The organism is uncultured Tenacibaculum sp. (assembly GCF_947499065.1).
Classification (GTDB): domain Bacteria; phylum Bacteroidota; class Bacteroidia; order Flavobacteriales; family Flavobacteriaceae; genus Polaribacter.
The window spans coordinates 414,730-436,164 of the sequence record NZ_CANMMT010000002.1; the positions used below are offsets into that span (position 1 = coordinate 414,730).

Here is a 21,435-nt window from a genome sequence, read left to right on the forward strand (position 1 = left end):
AAATAACAACGCGTTGAAATTAAGAATAGTGAGTTTATTAATGATGTTATTGACAGCATCATTAATAGTAGGGCAAGAGAAAGAAGAAAAAGTAAGAGAGAAAAAGAAAGTTACTAATAAAGGAAAGTTCTTTGTTTACTGGGGTTGGAACTGGGCAGATTATTCTGATTCTGATATCCGATTTAAAGGTGAAAACTACGATTTTACATTATCTAATGTAAGAGCAAAAGATAGACCAACTAAGTTTTCTTTTAGAGATTATTTTCACCCAGGGAGAATTACCATTCCACAAACAAACTATAGAATAGGATATTTCTTTAAAGAGAATTATACTATTTCTATAGGGGTTGATCATATGAAATATGTAATGGTAAATGATCAAGATGTAACCATAAACGGAAATATAAATGTAGGAAATGCAAAGTACGATGGTACTTATAACAATCAGACAATTAAGTTAACAGACGATTTCTTACGTTTTGAGCATACTGATGGTTTAAACTACGTAAATGTAGAAGTAAAACGATTTGACGATGTAAGTCACTGGTTTGGATTAAATATGGAGAACTTACAAATTAACTTAACAGAAGGAGTAGGTGCTGGTATTTTATTTCCAAGAAGTAACACAAAGTTATTAGAAAATGAAAGGTATGATGAGTTCCATTTATCGGGTTACGGAATGTCTATAGGAGCAGGTTTAAATATCGCTTTCTTAAAACACTTCTTTATACAAGCCGATTTAAAAGGTGGATACATCAATATGTCTGATATAAGAACAACAATGAATCCAGCAGATAGTGCTTCTCAAAGTTTTTACTTTTTTGAAAACACTATATTAATAGGAGGTAAGTTTAGACTATAATTAAACAAAAATTATTAATTGGTTAATATTCTAAATCTATTAGACTAGATAGTTTATTAATCTTAATTTTAACTGTAATACAATCTAATTATGAATTTAGAGCAATATTTTGATAAATTTAGAAAAAACATTGTAGGAATCGATCAAACCTACCAGTCGCCTTATGGTGAACAAAAAATGGTATATACAGATTGGACTGCTAGTGGTAGATTGTATAGACCTATTGAGGAACAGTTATTATACAAATTCGGACCATTTGTAGCCAATACACATACAGAAACATCAACTTCTGGTGCAGCTATGACCTTAGCATATCATGAAGCAAGAAATATCATAAAGCGTCATGTAAATGCATCAAAAGATGATGTTTTAATTACAGAAGGTTCTGGAATGACTGGAGTTGTAAACAAATTTCAACGAATTTTAGGTTTAAAAGTAACTGAAAGTTTAAAAGATCATACACAAGTTCCAGAGGAATTAAAACCTATTGTATTTGTGTCTCATATGGAGCATCATTCAAACCAAACATCGTGGATAGAAACAATTGCCGATGTTGTAGTAGTACCATGTAACGATGCGGGCTTGGTATGCTTAAAAAAGTTTGAAGAAACTATCCAGAAATACAAAGACAGACCAATTAAAATAGCTTCAATAGTAGCAGGTTCAAATGTAACAGGAATTAAAACAGAATATCATAAAGTAGCTGCATTGATACATAAATATGGTGGACTTTGTTTTGTTGATTTTGCTTGCTCAGCACCGTATGTTGATATCAACATGCACCCAGAAAAAGAAGATGAGTATTTAGATGCTATTTTCTTTTCTCCACACAAGTTTTTAGGAGGTCCTGGAAGTTCTGGAGTACTTATTTTTAATAAGAAATTATACAAAAATATGGTGCCAGATAACCCAGGAGGAGGTACGGTAAGTTACACAAATCCTTGGGGAGAACATGACTATTTTGATGATGTAGAAACACGTGAAGATGGTGGTACACCAGCTTTTTTACAAACAATTAAAATAGCTTTATCAATTCAGGTAAAAGACCAAATGGGAACTGAAAACATGAAAAAACGTGAGGATGAAATAAATCCAATCATTTTTGATTGTTTAGAGAACTTAGATGGCGTTCAAATATTAGCACCAAACCATAAAGATAGATTAAGTATCTTCTCGTTTTACTTTGAAAAGTATCACTTTAATTTAGTAGTAAAATTATTAAATGATCGATTTGGAATTCAAACAAGAGGAGGTTGTTCTTGTGCTGGTACTTATGGGCACTTTTTATTGAACGTAGATCAAAATACTTCACATAAAATAAAAGATCAAATATTAGAAGGATGTAACACAGAAAAACCAGGATGGGTACGTTTATCAGTACACCCAACCATTACAAATGAAGAGGTTGATTACATCTGTAATTCATTAAATACATTAGCTGATAATATAGAAGAGTGGTCGAAAGATTATACATATGATATGCAAAAAAACGATTACATTCATATATCAGCCACACCTATAGAAAAAGAGCTAGTGGCAAACTGGTTTTCTTTATAACAATATATGAAACAAATAGCATCTTCTTTTTTAGAAAATAATTATTCAACAATTAAAGAAAGTGAAATATCAGGTAGATGGATTACTTTAAAAGATATTGAACCACTATATGAAAAATTAACTACTTCTATTCAAAAGAAAGTAATAGGAGTATCAGAAGAAGGAAGAGATATTTATCAATTAAAATTTGGCTCAGGAAAAAGAAAAATTCTTATTTGGAGTCAAATGCATGGTAATGAGAGTACAGGAACCAAAGCACTATTTGATTTCTTAAACTTTATAAAAGATTTTTCAGATTCTGAAATAGTAAAAGCTATTGAAGAAAGCTGTGAGATAGTTATGATACCAATGTTAAATCCTGATGGAGCAGAGGTATATACTCGAGTTAATGCTAATAATATTGATTTAAATAGAGATGCTGTAGCGTTAGAAGCTAAAGAAAGCAAGCTGTTAAGAAAAGTATTAGACGCATTTAATCCAGAGTTTTGTTTTAATTTACACGACCAAAGAACCATTTTTGGTGTGGAAGGAACTAAAAATCCAGCGACAATTTCATTTTTAGCGCCATCGGAAGATATTTCAAGAAAAGTTACAAATGGGAGAAAAGAGACCATGAATGTAATTGTAGCTATGAATTCCTTATTGCAAGAGTTTATTCCAAATCATATTGGACGTTATACAGATGAATTTTACCCAACAGCAACAGGAGATAATTTTCAAAAGTTAGGGCACAATACAATTTTAATTGAAGCAGGACATTATCAGGAAGATTATGACCGAGAAATGGCGAGAAAATTTAATTTTTTCGCGCTATTACAGGGAATTTATCACATTTCTACAGCAAAAAACTTTGAAAATTATACCGATTATTTTTCTATTCCAAACAATATCAAGAACTTCTATGATGTAATTTATAGAACAAAAAATAATGAAAAAGATGTAGCATATCAGTATGTCGAGAAAGTAGAAAATGGTAAATTTGCACTCACCTTAACTAAAGAAAAGGAAGGAAATTTATCAACCTTTCTAGGTCATAAAGAATTCAATAAAAATAACTAAAAATTAAACTTTTGTTAAACTAAGTTGTTTTTATTTGTAAAAAAAACATATTTTAGCAGTATTACTTGAAGAAAACAAAAAAAATGAAGAAGTTCGTACTAGATGAAATCGATCACCAAATTTTAGACATTTTAATTGAAAATGCTCGTACTCCTTTTACAGACATAGCAAAGAAATTATTAGTATCGGCAGGTACTATTCATGTTCGTGTTAAAAAAATGGAAGATGAAGGAATTATTCAAGGATCTACATTAACCTTGAACTATGAAAAAATGGGATATTCGTTTATAGCCCATGTAGGTGTATTTTTAGAAAAAACATCTATGACACAACATGTTTTAGATAATTTACGCTTAATACCAAATGTAACAGTAGCATATGTTACAGCTGGTAAGTATAATATATTCTGTAAAGTAAGAGCTAAAAGCACAAACGATGCTAAAGATATTATTTATAGAATTGACGATATTCATGGTGTAAATCGTACTGAAACGATGATTTCTTTAGAAGAAAGTATCAATGACAAAAAGCGTTTAATGCACGCTATTTTCAAAGAAATTTAATTTTAGAATAAATTAATTAAAAAAGGGTTACATTTTAAATGTAACCCTTTTTTAATATTATTAGTTTTTAAATACTCCAATTAAACTTCTCGAAAAGAATATTCCAATCATTAGGAAGCTTAGTTTCTAATATCATTTCCTTGTTAGATATTGGGTGCTTAAATGTCAAAGAATACGCATGTAGAAAAAGATTCTCGCAATTAAAGTTTTCTATAAACATAGTATTATGATTCTTATCACCATATTTAGGATCACCAATTAAGGGGTGACTTATCTTATTCATATGAATACGCAATTGATGTAAGCGTCCTGTTTTTGGAGATAACTTAACTAAACTATATCTAGAAGTATCATAAGGCTTTACAGGGATGTCAAGAGTTATTTTATGAGTCAATTCTAATAAAGTCTCAGCATCTTTATGCACATTTGCATCTCTACCTTTTACTGGAGAATCAATTATTTTTGATTCAGGTGCATGTCCACGAACAATTCCATAATATGTTTTTTGAATTTCATTATTCGTAAACAATTCTTGGAATTTAGAAACATAAGAAGTTTCTTTTGCTAATAATATGATACCAGAAGTTTTTCTGTCTAATCTATGAATAGGGTAAAATTTCTTTCCAAATTGATTAAATAACAGTTGTAATAAAGAGTCTTCATCAGAAACATTTCTAGAATGATGTGCGTGATGTACAACAACATTATTAGGTTTAGATACACAAATAATATATTCGTCTTCAAAAAGTATGTCTAATGCCATAATTAGCTTTTTACCGCTTTAAGTTTAGTAGTTTTTAATAAAACTATTGATAAGGTACCACAAACTAGAAATCCAATAAATAGTGGAAGGGTAGTGGTAATAACAAATTTACCTATAAAAGTAGCTATAGGTACAGCCATTATTGTAGAAACAAATCCATTAATAGCCGCTCCAATACCAGCAATATGTCCTACAGGTTGCATAGCAAGTGCTCTTAAGTTTCCAAATAGAAAACCAATTGCAAAAAATTGTAAAGCAAAGAAGGTTAATAAAATTACAATACTTGGGTTTTCTTTTTGATAAAATAAAAAGATATATAAGATTGGAATTAAGGTAAAAACTATCAAAAAGACAGAAACCAATTTATACATACCAAATTTCATAACGAAAGTTCCATTTAAAAAAGTAGCAAAACCTACTGCTATTGCAAGTCCAGCGAAGATATATGGAAACTCATCTACTAAATGATATTGTTCTTGAAATATTTGTTGAGATGCACTTAAATACACCATAAAGGACCCAGTAATGAATCCAGAAATTAAAGTGAAAACAATGGCTTGTTTGTGCTTAATAAATTCTTTAGTACCAGTAATAAATAATTGGAAAGAAAATTTAATTTTATTCTCTTCCTTTAAAGTTTCTGGTTGACGTTTCCATAGCCAAAACATAACAATAACTCCAAAAATTAACTGACTATAAAATATAGATTTCCATCCGTAAATATCTAACATTAATTTACCTAATGCAGGAGCTACTACAGGAACCATGATAAAAATAACAACAATAAACGACATTATTTTAGCCATATAATCGCCACTAAAAGAGTCTCTAACCATAGCTATGCTTATTGTTCTTGGGGCAGATAGGCCAATTCCTTGAAGTATTCTACCAAAAACCATCATTTCAATAGAAGAGGCACTAACGCAAATAAAACTAGCAATGACAAAGAGTATAAAACCACCATAAATTATGGGTTTTCTACCTAAGCTATCGGAAATAGGACCAGATATTAACTGACCAAAACCTAAGCCTAAAAAAATCATTGTTACAAGTAATTGATTATCACTTGATGCTTGTTGGATATTAAGAGATAAACCTATTTGTTCTAAAGCAGGTAATAAAGCATCTATTGATAAAGCTACTAATGACATTAATGAGGCCATTAAAGCTATGAATTCTAATTTAGAATTATTTTCTTGTTTTTGCATTCGGCAAAAATACTGCGTTTATCTTCAGCATAATCATTTATAACCAAAAAAAGACCATTTTTATACAATGGTCTTTTTAAAACAAACAAATAGAAAAAACTACTCAATAATTTTTTCCAATAACCTAACTAAGTCTTTTATTTTTTCTTTATTTCTTACTGAAAGCTTTTTACCATTATACTTTAGCGTAGTGGTAGGTAAATCTCTGATTACTTCATTTTTTGTATTGAAATCTACTTTTTTAAGCTCTTCTTCAATTTCCTGTAATTGATTTTTAGAAAGAGAGAATTTATGTTCACCTTTTAAAGCTACATTTTGAAGCCCTTTATAAACTACTTCACCATTATTATAAATATACATATCAAATACAGGACATTTTCCCAAACATGATGATTTCCCGTAATATATAAAGGGAGTTTCTTTTATATTTTTAGAAACTGAACAGTTACTAAGAATAACAAAAAATAATATGTATAATAAGGACTGATTCATACTTAATAATTTAAAAAATGACGCCATCAAGAGGTAAATGATTGAAGGGTAGTGAAGGGTATTTACTCTCAACAGCGCCTTATAATGTATATTATTTAATGTCTACATTTAGTTTTATGAGGATTTCCAAAAGTGTTAGCTTGTTTCCACTTTCCAGGTTCAGGCAATTCAAATGCGTATGCTTTACCTTTTGCTCTTAGTTGTAAATTTTTTCTGATATGATTTCTAAATTCTAATAATTCGCTCTTTTCATACATTAGTAGAATTTTCTTTTCAGCAATTGAGTTTCCTGCTGGTTTTTCTTTTCTAGTAATGAAAGTAGCAAAGACTTCGGCAATGTCTTCAGGAGGATTTGTAGAAGCATATCGAGTCACAAATCTCTCTTGGTATTTACTGTAAAATTTTTGCTGAGAATCTTCATCTTTTTTTGCAGTTTGGAATTCTGTCCAGATATCTTTCCAATATTGTTTATGCAATTCATTTATATAAGAATTGTCTTTTGCACAACCTTCACCTGGAAAATAGTTTTTACAATTTTCGGCATTAATAGCCGCATTTAATTGTGTGTCGTTTAAAGTTAAAACATGTCCAAACTCATGAATTATAGTATAGGAAACTTCTCCACCTGCATTAAAACCACCTTGATAAGCATAATTAATGGCAATACCCATTTTCCAACTAGATAAATCTTTTTTTAATTGTACTACAAAACCAGCGCTTCCAGAAACTGAGCCATTGTAAATTAAAAATTCACCCATTTTTTTTCGTTGATTTAATGGGACTATTTTTTTTACCAAATCCCATATTTGTTTATGTTTAGCAACATCTTTCTGATATTCTAAATCTTGCCCAGTAACTTTATAATCTTTGATTTTTGAAATATTATCGCCATCAATTTTATATAAAGTAATTTCACCATCACTACCTTGTTCTTGACTACCAGTGTTTCCTGAATTTGAACCGTTAGAGTTACCAGTGGCATTAGAAGGGATTACAATAGTATCATCATTGTTACACGAGTTTATCACTAAAATTGATAAAACAATGAAAAGAGGTATAATTAATCTTTTGATTTTCTTCATAATGTTTAAATTTTAATTAGTAACTAAATCCGCGCGGTTATATAAGTTAAACAGCAATAACAAAATCTACCCTACTTAAAAAAATGCATCTATGATTTTTATCATAGAATAAAGAATAGTTTCTACTGAAATTTGTGCTTATAGATAATGTAAAATCGAATTATTATGAAAGTATTTAAATTTCTCTCAGCATTTTTACTGTTATTCTCATTAACAGGTTATGCACAACAATTACAAATTGATGCTGAAATACGTCCTCGTGCAGAATACAGACATGGTTTTAAAACGTTATTTCCAGATAACGAAAAAGCAGCTTTATTTACATCGCAAAGAACACGTGTAAATATTGATTATAGAATTGAGAAATTGAACTTTTATGTGAGTGTTCAAGATGTTAGAGTTTGGGGAGATGTACCTCAATTAAATTCAAGTGATTCAAATGGATTAAGTATACACCAAGCATGGGGAGAAATTATGTTAGACTCTAATTTTTCTTTAAAACTAGGGCGTCAAGAAATTGTTTACGATGATAGTAGAATGTTTGGTAATGTAGCTTGGGCACAGCAAGCTAGAAGTCATGATTTGGCGCTATTAAAATATAGAAAGAACACTTTTAAGTTAGATGTTGGTTTAGCGTTTAATCAGTCTAGAGAAAATATTATTGGTACAAACCTAACAACACCGAACACATATAAAGCATTACAGTATGCATGGATTCATAAAGATTTTGAGAATTTCTCAGGTAGCTTTTTATTCTTAAATAATGGACTACAGTCTACTTCTGGAATAAAATATAGCCAAACTGTTGGTACACATTTAAAAGCTAAAAGAAATAAATTAAATATAGCAGCTAATATCTTTTATCAGTTTGGAAACGATGTTAATAACAATGATTTAAGCGCTTATTTATTTGGTTTAGAATCAAACTACAAGGTAACAAACAAAACAACGGTAGGTTTAGGAATTGAGTTACAAAGCGGTAATGATTACAATATAGCAAGTGGAAAGAACAATGCTTTTAATCCTTTTTATGGAACAAACCACAAGTTTAATGGGTTTATGGACTATTTCTATGTTGGAAATCATATAAACAGTGTAGGGTTATTAGATATTTATGCTAAAGCAAATTTTAAATTAAATCCAAAATCTAATTTAACAGCATTTGTTCATAATTTTTCTGCTGCTGCCGATATCAATAGCACAGTTTCAAAACAGCTAGGAACAGAAGTAGATCTTGTTTATGGATATAGATTTACTAAAGAAATTGGAGTTAAAGCTGGGTATTCTCACTTATTTGCTTCAGAAGGAATGAGAGTATTAAAAGGAAACTTTGAAAATACCAACAACTGGGGATGGGTAATGGTAACTATTAATCCTGTATTATTTAAAACGAAAAATAAATAGTTATGGTAGTGTCAAGAGAAAAAACAGTAGCAGCGTATGTTACAGAAAATATTAAAACTGCACATATTTTCAAGAAGCATGGAATAGATTTTTGTTGTGGAGGAGCTGTTACAGTAGAAAAAGCTTGTAAAAAAAACAATGTTGACCAAGCAATTTTAGAAAAAGAGCTTTCTGAAGTAGATAAAGTGGTAGATAAATTACAAGACTTTGATAGTTGGAGCTTAGATTTTTTAATAGTTTATATCGAAAATCTTCATCATACATATGTAAGAGAAAGTCTTCCTTTATTATCTCAATATGCTAATAAAGTTGCAAAAGTTCATGGACATCATTATGAAGAAGTAGTTATAGTAAATAAGCTTTTTCATGAGGTAGCAAACGAGTTAATTTCTCACATGCAAAAAGAAGAGCAAATTCTATTTCCATTTATAAATCAGTTGGTAGATGCCAAAAAGAAAAAGGAAGTATATAAACGACCTCCATTTGGCACCGTAAATAATCCAATTAAAATGATGGAACATGAGCATGAAAATGCAGGAGGTGTTTTAAAGGAAATAGCTAGGTTAACAAACAATTATACACCACCAGAAGGAGCGTGTAATACGTTTAAAGCTTTATATGCTAAACTAGAAGAGTTTGAACAAGATTTACATCAGCATATACATTTAGAAAATAACATTTTACATCCAAAGGCTATTAAGTTAGAAAAAGAGTTAACAGCCTCTTAAAGATAAAAACAAAAGACTTGAATTTTAATCGCGAAATATTACCAAATAAAAAATCTAAATGGAGAAAAGTAGCTATTGTTTTAATAGGAATAGTTACAGGATTAGGTTTTTTTATGGCAAAAGAGGCTTCTTTAGTTTCTTATATGTCAGATGATCCCTTGGCATGTGTAAACTGTCATGTAATGACGCCTATGTACAATAGTTGGATGCATAGTTCGCATAGAGAGCAAGCTTCTTGTAATGATTGTCATGTACCACATGATAATGTTTTTAACAAATATTATTTCAAAGCTAAGGATGGTTTATTTCATGCTTCGGTTTTTACAGCAAGAGCAGAACCAGAGGTAATGTTTATGAGAGAAGCTTCACAAGAAGTAGTACAAAACAATTGTATAAGGTGTCATATACAACAAGTAACACAAGTAAAATACGACGGTTGGCTTGAAAATCATCAAGAAAATAGAACAGAACGTAAATGTTGGTCTTGTCATCAAGAACTTCCCCATGGTACGGTGCATGGAATTTCTACTATAAGAAATAACATTGCTCCAATACCCACAGATAATGTAGAAACGGTAATTCCAGAATGGCTTAATCAACAAATAAAAAAGTAACAAAACAATGAAAAACAAATTATTATTCTTAGTAACTGTAGTAGTCGTTTTTCTACTAGGGCTACTAGCTTCAAGCATTGTAAATAGAAAAAATGAAGCAAAGTATAAATACGTACCTCAGGTAGAAATTAGCGAAAATGAGCCTAGAAATGAAGAATGGGGTAAAAATTTTCCGGCAGAGTATCAATCTTTCTTACAAACTGAAAAAAGTGATTTTGAATCTTTTCAAGGAGGTTCAAAAATGAGAGATATGTTAGAAGAAGACACTCGTTTAGTAGTACTTTGGGCTGGTTATGGTTTTTCAAAAGATTATAGTCAAGGTCGTGGTCACCAAAATGCAGTGGTCGATTTACAAAACAGTTTAAGAACTGGGGGGCCTAAAGGAAAAGGAGATGGACCAATGCCAGCTACTTGTTGGACATGTAAAAGTCCTGATGTACCTAGGTTGATGAATGAAGTTGGAATTACAGAGTTTTATAAAGGAAAATGGGCCGATAAAGGACATGAAGTAATAAATCCAATAGGTTGTGCAGATTGTCACGATTCAAAAACAATGAAACTTACAATTACCAGACCAGCATTGGTAGAAGCTTTTGAAGCAATGGGTAAAGACATTAACAAAGCAACTCACCAAGAAATGCGTTCGTTAGTATGTGCACAGTGCCATGTTGAGTATTATTTTGATAAGAAAAAACCAGGTAAAGAAGGAGTTCCATATTTAACATTTCCATGGAAAAACGGAATGTCTGTTGAGGCAATGGAAAAGTATTATGATGATATGAATTTTAAAGATTGGACGCACAAATTAAGTAAAGCTCCAATGTTAAAAGCACAACATCCAGGGTATGAAACTTATTTAACAGGAGTACACGCAGATAGAGGGGTTTCTTGTGCCGATTGCCATATGCCTTATAAGAGTGAAGGTGGGCAGAAGTTTACCGATCATCATATACAATCTCCAATGAATAATGTAGCAAATTCATGTCAAGTTTGCCATAGAGAAGAAGCAGATAAATTAAAAGCAAATGTATATGAGCGTCAACAAAAATCTACAGAAGCAAGGTTAAAATTAGAAGATGCTTTAGTAAGAATGCATGTAGAAGCAAAAAAATGTTGGGATTTAGGAGCTACAGAAGAACAAATGAAAGATATTTTGATGGATATCCGTCATGCTCAATGGCGTTGGGATTATGCAGCAGCTTCACACGGGGCTTCTTTTCACTCGCCAGTAGAAACGGGTAGAGTTATAGCAAGTGGTTTGGACAAAGCTACAGAAGGACGTGTAAAATTAGCTCGTTTGTTAGCTGAATTAGGATACAATAAGCCTGTAGAAATGCCAGATATTTCTACTAAAGAAAAAGCACAAGCATATATAGGCTTAGACATGGAAAAACTTCATAAAGAAAAGGAAGAGTTTAAACAAAACTTACTTCCAAAATGGTTAGAAGAAGCAAAAGAAAGAGAAAAGACTTACGGAAGTAAAAAAGTTTCTTTGAATTAATTAAAACTTCAGTGTTTAGATGTTAAAAGATAATTTTTAGAGGTTAAACTTTAAAAATTATCTTTTTTAAATAAGTAAGATATGCAAAAACTATATAAAATTTTATCATCATCTTCATTAGCATTACTATTATTGCTAGTATTTGCAATTGCTATGGGAGTAGCTACCTTTGTTGAAAACGATTACGGAACAGCTGTTGCTTGGGCTAGTATTTATGATGCTTGGTGGTTTGAAATAGTAATGTTAGGACTAGCAATTAGTTTCTTTTTGCATATTTTTAAATACAATTTGTTAAGTAAGCGTAAGTGGGCTATTTTTCTTTTTCATCTTGCCTTTGTTATTGTTTTATTAGGAGCTGGAATAACACGCTACACTTCTTATAGCGGTATTATGCGTATTAGAGAAGGAGCAACTTCAAATGTAATTATTTCAGATACCAAACTATTATCAGCTACATTTATAAAGGACAATCAACGTAAAATGATTCAAGAAAAATTACAGTTTTCTCCTTTAAGAGATAATAGTTTTCATTTTCAAGAAAGTATAAAGAATACACCTATTTCAATTTCATTTAAAGAGTATGTAGCAGATGCATCTCCTGAAGTAATTACAGATAGCATTACAGGAGTTCCTTTACTTAAAATGGTTACAACGACAGGTAATGGAAGGAATACAATTTATTTGCAAAAAGGAGAAATAGAAAAGATAGGGAAACATCAGCATGAAGTTGGATTTGAAGCTAATAAAGAAGGAATTATTAATATTATAGAGGAAGATGGTAAGTTTAAAATGATTACTCCACATCCAATAGATTTCTTTATAATGTCAAATCAACAAGCTGGTAGAATTAAACATGATAGCTTACAAGAAATTAATTTAAGAACTTTATTTAGATCGGGCGATTTTTCATTTGTACCTACTTCATACCATCCAAAAGGGAAGTTTAAACTAATAAGTTCAGCAAAAAGCAAAACAGATAACGATGTTTCTTTAGACGATGCTCTTATTGTAAATCTAACTGTAGGAAAAGAAACACAAGAAGTAAACTTATTATACAGAGAAGGTTTTTTACCAATAAAACATCAAGTAGATTTTAAAGATGGAACGCAAGTTATTTTGTCTTACGGAGCTGGAGCAATTCAGACACCATTTTCTATAAAGTTAAATGATTTTCAACTAGAAAGATATCCAGGATCGTCTAGTCCATCAGCTTATGCAAGTGAAGTAACCGTAATAGATCAAAAAGAAAACTTTGATTATCGTATTTTTATGAATAACGTTTTAGATTATAAAGGATTTCGTTTTTTTCAAGCAAGTTATGATACAGACGAAAAAGGAACGGTACTTTCTGTTAATCACGATTTTTTAGGCACTTGGGTAACTTATTTGGGCTATTTATTAATGGGAATAGGGATGTTTTTTACTTTTTTTGGAAAGGCTTCACGTTTTCAATTTATAAATAAAAAATTAAAGAAATTGAAAACTAAAGCTACTATTATAGCGCTTCTTTTAATTACATTTAGTTCAACATTTGCTATAACTAAACAAGATTCTATTCCTAAAGAAATAACTATTGAAAGATTAGTTTCTTCCTTAGAAATAGATAAACAACAGTCAGAAATATTTGGACGTTTGTTAGTTCAAGATTTAGATGGTCGTATTAAACCTATTAATACATTGGCATCTGAATGTATTCGAAAAATTTCTCGAAAATCAAATTTTAAATACCCAATTGCTACTGGAACAACAAAATTGGATGTAAATCAAGTTTTTTTAGGAATGCACATGGTGCCACAATTATGGCAAAGAATTCCAATTATTAAAGCAGATGTTGATAAAACAGGAGATTTATTAAAAGATGTAATTCAAGGTAAGAATGGTTTATACTCATTTATTAGTTTTTTAGATAAAGAAGGAAATTACTTATTGTCAAATAAAGTAGAAGAAGCCAATAAAAAGAAACCAGCCGAACGTAATGAGTTTGATAAAGAGGTTTTAAAGATTGATGAGCGTTTTAATATTTTGTATAACTTATTTACAGGAAACTATTTAAAAATATTTCCTAAAAAAGGAGATGAGAATAATACATGGTATAGTTATAATCATCATTTTAATGATTTTACTGAAGAAGATGCACGTTTTACTAAAACAATTTTACCAAGCTATTTTAAAGATTTAGAGCAAGGAAAATATAAAGAAGCTTATCAAAAAATGCTTTATATTAAAAAGTATCAGGAAGTGTTAAGTGCTGATATTATTCCAACAGAAGAAAGAGTAGAAGCAGAGCTATGGTATAACAAAGCGAATATAAATTTTTGGTTGTTCCAAGTATTTTTCACTGTAGGACTTTTACTTCTAACCTTAGCCGTAGTAAAGATGTTTACTGAAAAGAGATGGATTAATTTTTTATGGAATGGATTAATTTTAATCACATTAGTATCTTTCTTATTCTTTACATTTAATATCATTTTAAGATGGTATATAGCTCAACACGCACCATGGAGTAATGGATATGAAATGCTCATTTTTGTAGCTTGGTGCTTACTTTTAAGTGGTTTGATAACTTTTAGAAAGTCAGATTTTTCATTGCCATTAGCTACTTTGTTTACTGGAGCTTTATTATTTGTAAGTTATTTGGATTGGTTAAATCCAGAGATAACTAACTTAATGCCTGTATTAAAATCGTATTGGTTAAAAATACACGTAGCTACAATTGTAAGTAGTTACGCACCATTAGCTTTATCGGCAGTTTTAGGAATCATGGCGTTGTTTTTAATGTTATTTAAAACAAAAAAGAACAAAACTATTATAGAGTTAAAAATTAAAGAACTTAGCTATATAAATGAACTTTCTATGACTATAGGATTGTTTACTTTATCTATAGGAACGTTTTTAGGAGGAGTATGGGCAAATGAAAGTTGGGGACGCTATTGGGCATGGGATCCAAAAGAAACCTGGGCATTAATTAGTATAATAGTTTATGCAATTGTTTTACACTTACGTTTTGTACCAAAGTTGAATAATTTCTTTGTTATCAATACAGCAAGTATGTTTGCTTTTTGGTCAATTATTATGACTTCTTTTGGTGTAAATTATTATTTATCAGGTTTACACAGTTATGCTTCAGGAGATCCTGTACCAATACCAAGTTTTGTGTATGTAATTCTATTTAGTATGATTTTATTAACTATTTTAGTAGTATACAAACGAAAACAATCGATAAAATAACATTATGAATTTCGAATTTTGTTAGAAAAATATAATAGAAAACTCCATAGTCAATAAAGATTATGGAGTTTTTAATTATAAGGGGAGGGGAAAAATGAAAAGTTTTATAACGAAAATCTTTTGGCAGCTTCTCGTTCTAATTCTTCTCTAAAATTTGGATGAGCAATAGAAATTAAAGCTTTTGCTCGTTGCTTTAAACTTTTACCAAATAAGTTAACTACTCCATATTCTGTTGCTACATAATGAACATGGGCTCTTGTTGTAGTAACACCAGCTCCTTCTTTTAAGAAAGGTGTAATTTTTGAAATTCCTTTAGGTGTCATTGATGGCATAGCAATAATAGCTTTTCCTTCTTTAGATAAAGATGCTCCACGGATAAAATCCATTTGACCACCTACACCAGAATACTGGTATTTACCAATAGTATCGGCACAAACTTGCCCAGTTAAATCAATTTCAATAGCACTATTAATAGCAGTTACTTTTGGATTTAATTTAATAAGTGAGGTATCGTTTGTATAACCAGCTTCTTTAAAGTGTACTAAAGGATTATCGTCAATAAAATCATATAGTTTTTGAGAACCTACAGCAAAACAAGTAACAATTTTACCAGTTTTAATTTCTTTCTCTTCACCTGTAATAATCCCTTTTTCTACTAAAGGAAGAATACCATCAGAAAACATTTCGGTATGAATTCCTAATCGTTTATGATTGGTTAGGTTATGAAGCACAGCATTTGGAATATTTCCAATCCCCATCTGTAAAGTAGCACCATCATCAATTAATCCAGCAACGTGTTTTCCTATTTGAGATTCAATTTCTGAAGGACTTCCAGTAATAGATTCATGTATTGGTGAATTTACTTCAACAGCATAATCAATGTTTTTAATATGGATTATTCCATCACCATGTGTTCTAGGTACATTTGGATTTATTTGAGCAATAACTACTTTGGCCGTTTGAATAGCTGGTAAAGTAATATCTACAGATACCCCTAAAGAACAGTATCCATGCTTATCTGGAGGAGAAACTTGAATAAAAGCTACATCTAAAGGATAAATTCCTCTTCTAAATAACCAGTGAATTTCACTCAAGAAAATAGGCACATAATCACCATTATTTGTGTTAACTCCTTTTCTAACATTGTTTCCTACAAAACAACTAATCAACTTAAAAGAATTAGAATAAGGTTCTTCTAAATATTTGGCTTGCCCATGTGTATGAATTTGAATAATTTCTACATTAGATAGCTCTTTATAACGCTCACATAAATTATCTATTAATACATTAGGAGTCATTGCTGCTCCTTGAAAAAATATTTTATCGTTAGATTTTACAATTGAAACTGCTTCTTCAGCGGTTACAATTTTCATCATATCTCTACTCATCATTTTGTTTTATTTATTGCAAAGTTCCGCCGAAAGCTGATGGTATAAAATGATAAAAATCATATTAGTTTTAAGATTATTTTTATCTCATATTCCGTATTTTTACAAGTATGCTATCATCAAATAATTTCTTGCAAAAACATAGTAAAATAGCTTTAGGTTATTTTTTTATCATAGCTTTTTTAGGCGTTTTATTGCGTTTTTTTTCTGTTTATGATTTATCGTTTACTTATCGGTTTGTAGTGCATACACACTCACATATTGCCTTATTAGGTTGGGTATATACAGCTATAACAACACTCATTTTTAAGATGTATTTGAGTGAATTAAATATAAAAAGTAAATATCAGAAAATATTTTGGGCAACTCAAGTAACCATCATAGGAATGTTAGTTACATTTCCATTTACCGGATATGCTTTATTTTCTATTATTTTTTCTACATTATTCTTAATTATTTCCTATGTTTATGCATATCTGATAATAAAAAACACATCTAAAGAGCAAAAAAGAACACAATCGTATAAATGTATTCGAATTGCTTTATGGTATATGATTATTTCTAGTATAGGTCCATGGGCTTTGGGAGTAATTATGAAAACAGCGGGAAGTGGTTCCGATTTATATAAGAACGCAATTTATTTTTACCTTCATTTTCAATACAATGGATGGTTTATTTTAGCATTGTTTGGTATTGGATTCTATATTTTAGAAAAACAAAATATTCGAATTTCTAAGAGCGTTTTTAATATATTCTTTTGGTTAATGAATCTAGGAGTTATTTTAACTTTTGGTATTTCATTATTATGGATGAAACCTCATCTTGGAGTTTATTTAGTTTCAGGATTAGGTGCTGTATTTCAATTAATATCATTTGTTTATTTAATATATAAACTAAGAGATTTTAAAGAAAAAATTAAAAAGTCATATTCAAGTTTTTTCCTTAAAACATTAAAAGTAGTAGTTCTTTTATTTTTCTTAAAACTAGTGTTTCAATTATTAGGAACAATTCCAGAAATAGCAAATAGAACTGCTTCGAACATAGATTTAGTTATAGGCTATTTACATTGGATTTTTTTAGGAGTAGTTAGTATTTGTTTACTACTGTTTTTGTATAGTTTTAAGCTTATAACATTGTCAAAAAGGAGTATTGTTTTTTATGTAGTTGGATTTCTTTTAACCGAAGTGCTAATTTTTTATAAAGAGCTAATTTCTTGGTTTAATCTATTACTAATTGATTTTTATTTCGAAGCTTTAGTTATTGTTAGTTTTATATTTTTTATAGCGATAACTTACATTTTTATGAGTCAGTTTAAACGAAAATAATAAAGACTAAAACATCTTTTTTATTACTTTTATATAAAAAAAGTGAATGTTATCAAATGCTTGTAAATACGCTATTCGATCAGTACTTTATTTAGCTATTCATAATGAAGAAAATAGTAGAGTAGGAGTTAAAAAAATTGCTGAAGAGTTAAGTGTACCTCAACCTTTCTTAGCAAAATTATTACAACAGCTTACAAAAAGTAAATTAGTTTCTTCTTCAAAAGGTCCAACAGGAGGTTTTTATTTGAATGAACTCAACTTTAAAAATACTGTTTGGGATATTATAAAAAGTATAGACGGAACCGATAAGTTTGATCAATGCTTTATGGGATTGTCTTCTTGTGACGATAAAAATCCTTGCCCCGTTCATTTTACAGTTGCTCCATTTAAAAAGAAATTAATGGACGATTTTAAAGACAAAACCATTAGAGAGTTTACAAAAGAGATAAAAATTAAAGGAAGACATATTTCTTTAAAACAATTAGATGTAAACTAATTCAAGTTAAAAGTCTTTCTTTTTTGATTTTAAAACAATTTTCCAAGTAGGTAAAACTACCCATAATATTAAAACAATACTTGAGAGTAACATTCCAAAGTTAGTTCCAAAGAACTTTTGAAACACAGCTCCTGTATAGCCTAATAAGGCTGAAATATCTAGTTTTAATAGAATTAATATTCTCGATAGGTCTACAGGATTAAAAAGTGTAGAGAATAGAGAAAATTGATCTAAAGGATACTCTTGAAAAACAATTAAAGAAATTAGAAATAAGCCGTCATAAATAACAGCTAAAAACAACCATAATAAAATAGCATAACCAAATCCTTTTATTTTGTTTTCATTAGCTAAACCAATATTAAATGCTAAAGCCACGAAAATAAAGGTTAAAAAAGCACCAATAGCTAATAAAGAAATAAAGTTAAAAATAGCAGAAGATTGTATTACTCCATAGGCTAAAAAAGGTATGCCTAAACCTAATACTAAACTTAGAGAAAGAGATAGAGAGACTCCAATATATTGTCCTAAAAATATGGTACTTCTTTTTAAAGGTTGTGCTAATAAAAGTTCTGTAAATTCCCTTGAATTATAATAGTACATAATTCCGAAAATGGTTCCTATTAAAGGAGTTAGTACAACTATAATATTCATTAAGGTAATCACAGCTTTAGAGGTGTCATTATTTAGAAATAATAAAACAAAACCAATAACTAGATAAAAGAAGAAATATACATAACTCCATCTACTTCGTAGTAAATCCGAAAAACTATATTTTAATATTTTAAGCATGTTCCTTAGTTAAAATGTTAGCAATTGCATGTTCTAAATCAGTTTGATTGGTTTGCTCTTTTAGTTGCTCAATTTTTCCTTTAAAGTGAATTTTTCCATCTAAAAGAAACACAATTTCATCAGACATTTCTTCAACAAAACTCATGATATGAGAAGTAATTAAAATGGTTTTTCCTTTTTTCTTTTCCCATTTAATCAATTCTTTTAAATGCAGTAATGAAATAGGGTCTAAACCAGTTGTAGGTTCATCTAATATTATTAAATCACTATTAAACATAAAGGTTAACACCAAGTTGACTTTTTGTTTGGTACCTCCAGATAAATTCCCAAGTTTTTGTTTTAAAAAAGGTTGCAACCCAAAGAGTTCTATTAAGCCAGAATCTAAAGCTTCTTTTGTACGAACATCTTTAATCATTTGAATTAACTCTGATACAGTAAGGTTCTCAGGGAAATTAGCAATTTGCGGTAGGTAATTTATGTTATTACGATAGGTGTGCTTTTTTAAAATATCCTTGTCGTTTATTTTAATAGTTCCCTTATCAGGAATTACCATTCCTAAGATACTTTTTATAAGCGTAGTTTTTCCAGAACCATTTGGACCTAGTATTGCAAAAATTCCTTTAGATTGAATATCTAAATCCAATTCTTTCAATACAGTAATTTTACCAAAAGTTTTATGTAAGTTTTTAATGTGTATCATTCTATTTTGTTCATTGATGGTTCTTTATCTACTAAATTATCTGGAGTAAATGCTGGTGATATTTTTTCAGAAAAATTGATAATATCTACAAACAAACTTCTTAACAATACTATTGCTTCTGGAGTCTTATTTACTACATAAGAAAAGAGTTTTACAGGTCTGTATGGTACATCTCCAATTCCGTTTTTATCTAAATCATAACCTGTATAAGAGCTCCAGTAATTGTTATTAAAACTATTGTCATTTAGTTTACTATTGTATGATAAATCGAAAGAATTGTTTAAAAAATTGTTTCTATAAAATTTATTAGCATAGCAAGCTCCGGCTATTTTTAAAGCCCATCCGTTACTAGTAAAAGTATTTTTAGAATAGTTAATTCTTGTAGATCCTTCAATATTAATTGCTGTAGTGTTTTCTTGAAAGGTATTGTTATTAATTTCAGCATCATAAATTTCTTTTAATAACAATCCATAGGAAGCTGTTCCCCAATTTTTTAAAAAGGTATTGTTGGTCATTGTTATAAACTTTGAAAACATTACTGCTACACCTGAACCGTTATTTTCAAAAGTATTATGATGATATTCATCGTTGTTAGAGAACATAAAATGTAACCCATATCGTAAGTTTTTAAAACTTGAATTATTAAGAACCTTACTATGGGTTACAAATTCAAAATAGATACCGTCTCTTAAATTATGAACTTTATTCTCTTCTATCAGAACATTAGAACTATGCCATAAGTGAATACCATTTCCCGATCCTGCTTCATCTTTAGCTTCACTAGAAATATGGTTATTTTTGATAAGTCCATGGTGAGATTTTTCAATTAAAATCCCGAAAAACACAGTTTTTAAACGAACATTTTCAATCTTAAAATACTTGCTTTTAGAAATATAGATAGCAGCAAAATCTTTGGTGTAACTTTTACCTACATTTTCTAAAGTAATTCCATTAATAGCAACACTATCTGAAGCTATTTTAAGAATGTATCCTTTTTTATTTCCATTAATAATGGCTTCTTTATTGCCTATAATAGTTAAAGGTTTATTTATAAATATATCATGTTCGTTATATACACCTTTTCCTAAATAAATGGAATCATGTTTAGAAGCTACTTTAACGGCTTCTTGTATTGTTTTAATTTTACAATTAGAACAAACACGTAGCTGTTGCGCATTCACAAACATTCCAGTAAATAGGAGGATACAAGTGATTATATGATATGTAACTTTTAGTTTCATTTAAAATAGTAAACCAGTTCTAAAACTAACTCCAACCAATACAAATAGAATACTTACAAGAGTAACTAGAATAATATGAGCAGCTAATGGTTTTAGTTTTCTTTTTGGGATTAAAAAAAAACGTGCATGAATGGCTAATGCTAATGTGGTTGCTAATAAGACTAGTTTTAGTATTATATGTTTAGAAAAATAAGACTCTAATGTAAACCAATTAGACAATTCAGGTACTCGAATTAAAGCCAATGATATACCACTAATAACCAGTACTAATAAAGCAGGTAAACCTATAGGTTCATAAGCCTTTTCAAAATTTTCAACTATTGAAAAATCATTCTTTTTTAAGGCTTTTGGGAGAAAACGAATAACCAAAATTAAATGGCCTCCAACCCAAATTGAAGCAGCAATAATATGTACAAAAATTAATAGTGAATACAT

General features: G+C 29.7%; 20 protein-coding genes. 11 read left to right on the forward strand and 9 right to left on the reverse strand.

Annotated features, from left to right (window positions below):
* Positions 1 to 13 precede the first annotated feature (13 nt).
* The 4 genes from Q0958_RS06145 to Q0958_RS06160 all read left to right on the forward strand — a co-directional run bounded on the left by Q0958_RS06145 (position 14) and on the right by Q0958_RS06160 (position 4,041).
* Positions 14 to 862 (forward strand): hypothetical protein, encoded by an 849-nt coding sequence (locus tag Q0958_RS06145; RefSeq protein ID WP_299121085.1) that lies wholly within the window; start codon positions 14 to 16, stop codon positions 860 to 862.
* A gap of 90 nt (positions 863 to 952) precedes the next feature.
* The gene (locus tag Q0958_RS06150; protein WP_299121089.1) at positions 953 to 2,419 is read left to right on the forward strand and encodes an aminotransferase class V-fold PLP-dependent enzyme; all 1,467 of its coding nucleotides are present in this window, start codon (positions 953 to 955) and stop codon (positions 2,417 to 2,419) included.
* 6 nt (positions 2,420 to 2,425) lie between these two features.
* On the forward strand, positions 2,426 to 3,478 hold the full coding sequence (locus Q0958_RS06155; protein ID WP_299121091.1) for a M14 family zinc carboxypeptidase: 1,053 nt from the start codon (positions 2,426 to 2,428) through the stop codon (positions 3,476 to 3,478).
* Positions 3,479 to 3,561: 83 nt separating this feature from the next.
* Positions 3,562 to 4,041: a winged helix-turn-helix transcriptional regulator gene (locus tag Q0958_RS06160; protein WP_150898774.1), complete on the forward strand. Its 480-nt coding sequence runs from the start codon at positions 3,562 to 3,564 to the stop codon at positions 4,039 to 4,041.
* Between the two features lie 67 nt (positions 4,042 to 4,108).
* Here Q0958_RS06160 and Q0958_RS06165 read toward each other — a convergent pair whose 3' ends face one another.
* From Q0958_RS06165 to Q0958_RS06180, 4 genes are all read right to left on the reverse strand, one after another.
* On the reverse strand, positions 4,109 to 4,804 hold the full coding sequence (locus tag Q0958_RS06165) for a pseudouridine synthase (RefSeq protein WP_299121095.1): 696 nt from the start codon (positions 4,802 to 4,804) through the stop codon (positions 4,109 to 4,111).
* 2 nt (positions 4,805 to 4,806) lie between these two features.
* Positions 4,807 to 6,012 (reverse strand): multidrug effflux MFS transporter, encoded by a 1,206-nt coding sequence (locus Q0958_RS06170; protein WP_299121098.1) that lies wholly within the window; start codon positions 6,010 to 6,012, stop codon positions 4,807 to 4,809.
* Between the two features lie 99 nt (positions 6,013 to 6,111).
* Entirely contained in the window at positions 6,112 to 6,504 is a 393-nt protein-coding gene (locus Q0958_RS06175; RefSeq protein WP_299121101.1) for a DUF6438 domain-containing protein, read from the reverse strand.
* 95 nt (positions 6,505 to 6,599) lie between these two features.
* Positions 6,600 to 7,586, reverse strand: coding sequence for a hypothetical protein (locus Q0958_RS06180; RefSeq protein WP_299121104.1), 987 nt, complete (start codon positions 7,584 to 7,586; stop codon positions 6,600 to 6,602).
* A gap of 165 nt (positions 7,587 to 7,751) precedes the next feature.
* On the opposite strand from Q0958_RS06180, the gene Q0958_RS06185 reads away from it, so the two are divergent.
* The 5 genes from Q0958_RS06185 to ccsA all read left to right on the forward strand — a co-directional run bounded on the left by Q0958_RS06185 (position 7,752) and on the right by ccsA (position 15,061).
* On the forward strand, positions 7,752 to 8,990 hold the full coding sequence (locus Q0958_RS06185) for an alginate export family protein (RefSeq protein WP_299121108.1): 1,239 nt from the start codon (positions 7,752 to 7,754) through the stop codon (positions 8,988 to 8,990).
* A 2-nt stretch (positions 8,991 to 8,992) separates the two neighbouring features.
* Positions 8,993 to 9,718, forward strand: coding sequence for an iron-sulfur cluster repair di-iron protein (ric, locus tag Q0958_RS06190; RefSeq protein ID WP_299121111.1), 726 nt, complete (start codon positions 8,993 to 8,995; stop codon positions 9,716 to 9,718).
* A gap of 17 nt (positions 9,719 to 9,735) precedes the next feature.
* Positions 9,736 to 10,332: a cytochrome c nitrite reductase small subunit gene (nrfH, locus tag Q0958_RS06195; protein WP_150898761.1), complete on the forward strand. Its 597-nt coding sequence runs from the start codon at positions 9,736 to 9,738 to the stop codon at positions 10,330 to 10,332.
* A 7-nt stretch (positions 10,333 to 10,339) separates the two neighbouring features.
* Positions 10,340 to 11,833, forward strand: a complete 1,494-nt coding sequence (nrfA, locus tag Q0958_RS06200) for an ammonia-forming cytochrome c nitrite reductase (protein ID WP_150898760.1) — start codon at positions 10,340 to 10,342, stop codon at positions 11,831 to 11,833.
* An 81-nt stretch (positions 11,834 to 11,914) separates the two neighbouring features.
* A complete protein-coding gene (ccsA, locus tag Q0958_RS06205; RefSeq protein ID WP_299121118.1) occupies positions 11,915 to 15,061 on the forward strand; it encodes a cytochrome c biogenesis protein CcsA in 3,147 nt (1,048 codons plus the stop codon).
* A 104-nt stretch (positions 15,062 to 15,165) separates the two neighbouring features.
* Here ccsA and Q0958_RS06210 read toward each other — a convergent pair whose 3' ends face one another.
* Entirely contained in the window at positions 15,166 to 16,449 is a 1,284-nt protein-coding gene (locus Q0958_RS06210; RefSeq protein WP_299121752.1) for an acetyl-CoA hydrolase/transferase C-terminal domain-containing protein, read from the reverse strand.
* 110 nt (positions 16,450 to 16,559) lie between these two features.
* Between Q0958_RS06210 and Q0958_RS06215 the strand changes: the two genes are divergently transcribed.
* Both Q0958_RS06215 and Q0958_RS06220 read left to right on the forward strand, forming a co-directional pair.
* Positions 16,560 to 17,774: a hypothetical protein gene (locus Q0958_RS06215; RefSeq protein ID WP_299121122.1), complete on the forward strand. Its 1,215-nt coding sequence runs from the start codon at positions 16,560 to 16,562 to the stop codon at positions 17,772 to 17,774.
* A gap of 46 nt (positions 17,775 to 17,820) precedes the next feature.
* On the forward strand, positions 17,821 to 18,270 hold the full coding sequence (locus Q0958_RS06220) for an Rrf2 family transcriptional regulator (RefSeq protein WP_150898756.1): 450 nt from the start codon (positions 17,821 to 17,823) through the stop codon (positions 18,268 to 18,270).
* Between the two features lie 6 nt (positions 18,271 to 18,276).
* Here Q0958_RS06220 and Q0958_RS06225 read toward each other — a convergent pair whose 3' ends face one another.
* The 4 genes from Q0958_RS06225 to Q0958_RS06240 are packed head-to-tail and all read right to left on the reverse strand — an operon-like array spanning position 18,277 to position 21,435.
* Complete coding sequence (locus Q0958_RS06225; protein WP_150898755.1) at positions 18,277 to 19,059, reverse strand: ABC transporter permease; 783 nt, start codon at positions 19,057 to 19,059, stop codon at positions 18,277 to 18,279.
* A complete protein-coding gene (locus tag Q0958_RS06230) occupies positions 19,052 to 19,759 on the reverse strand; it encodes an ABC transporter ATP-binding protein (protein WP_299121129.1) in 708 nt (235 codons plus the stop codon). The genes Q0958_RS06225 and Q0958_RS06230 overlap by 8 nt, the downstream gene beginning before the upstream one ends.
* On the reverse strand, positions 19,756 to 21,000 hold the full coding sequence (locus tag Q0958_RS06235) for a nitrous oxide reductase family maturation protein NosD (RefSeq protein WP_299121131.1): 1,245 nt from the start codon (positions 20,998 to 21,000) through the stop codon (positions 19,756 to 19,758). Before Q0958_RS06235 ends, Q0958_RS06230 begins: the two co-directional genes overlap by 4 nt.
* The gene (locus tag Q0958_RS06240) at positions 21,001 to 21,435 is read right to left on the reverse strand and encodes a CopD family protein (RefSeq protein WP_299121134.1); all 435 of its coding nucleotides are present in this window, start codon (positions 21,433 to 21,435) and stop codon (positions 21,001 to 21,003) included.

Coding starts and splice junctions, on each gene's coding strand:
- Q0958_RS06175 (WP_299121101.1), bottom strand. CDS start 6,504: ATGAATCAGTCCTTATTATACATATTATTTTTTGTTATTCTTAGTAAC.
- Q0958_RS06150 (WP_299121089.1), top strand. CDS start 953: ATGAATTTAGAGCAATATTTTGATAAATTTAGAAAAAACATTGTAGGA.
- Q0958_RS06220 (WP_150898756.1), top strand. CDS start 17,821: ATGTTATCAAATGCTTGTAAATACGCTATTCGATCAGTACTTTATTTA.
- Q0958_RS06165 (WP_299121095.1), bottom strand. CDS start 4,804: ATGGCATTAGACATACTTTTTGAAGACGAATATATTATTTGTGTATCT.
- Q0958_RS06170 (WP_299121098.1), bottom strand. CDS start 6,012: ATGCAAAAACAAGAAAATAATTCTAAATTAGAATTCATAGCTTTAATG.
- Q0958_RS06210 (WP_299121752.1), bottom strand. CDS start 16,449: ATGAGTAGAGATATGATGAAAATTGTAACCGCTGAAGAAGCAGTTTCA.
- Q0958_RS06180 (WP_299121104.1), bottom strand. CDS start 7,586: ATGAAGAAAATCAAAAGATTAATTATACCTCTTTTCATTGTTTTATCA.
- ric (WP_299121111.1), top strand. CDS start 8,993: ATGGTAGTGTCAAGAGAAAAAACAGTAGCAGCGTATGTTACAGAAAAT.
- Q0958_RS06185 (WP_299121108.1), top strand. CDS start 7,752: ATGAAAGTATTTAAATTTCTCTCAGCATTTTTACTGTTATTCTCATTA.
- Q0958_RS06155 (WP_299121091.1), top strand. CDS start 2,426: ATGAAACAAATAGCATCTTCTTTTTTAGAAAATAATTATTCAACAATT.
- ccsA (WP_299121118.1), top strand. CDS start 11,915: ATGCAAAAACTATATAAAATTTTATCATCATCTTCATTAGCATTACTA.
- Q0958_RS06230 (WP_299121129.1), bottom strand. CDS start 19,759: ATGATACACATTAAAAACTTACATAAAACTTTTGGTAAAATTACTGTA.
- Q0958_RS06215 (WP_299121122.1), top strand. CDS start 16,560: ATGCTATCATCAAATAATTTCTTGCAAAAACATAGTAAAATAGCTTTA.
- nrfA (WP_150898760.1), top strand. CDS start 10,340: ATGAAAAACAAATTATTATTCTTAGTAACTGTAGTAGTCGTTTTTCTA.
- Q0958_RS06160 (WP_150898774.1), top strand. CDS start 3,562: ATGAAGAAGTTCGTACTAGATGAAATCGATCACCAAATTTTAGACATT.
- Q0958_RS06225 (WP_150898755.1), bottom strand. CDS start 19,059: ATGCTTAAAATATTAAAATATAGTTTTTCGGATTTACTACGAAGTAGA.
- Q0958_RS06235 (WP_299121131.1), bottom strand. CDS start 21,000: ATGAAACTAAAAGTTACATATCATATAATCACTTGTATCCTCCTATTT.
- Q0958_RS06240 (WP_299121134.1), bottom strand. CDS start 21,435: ATGTATTCACTATTAATTTTTGTACATATTATTGCTGCTTCAATTTGG.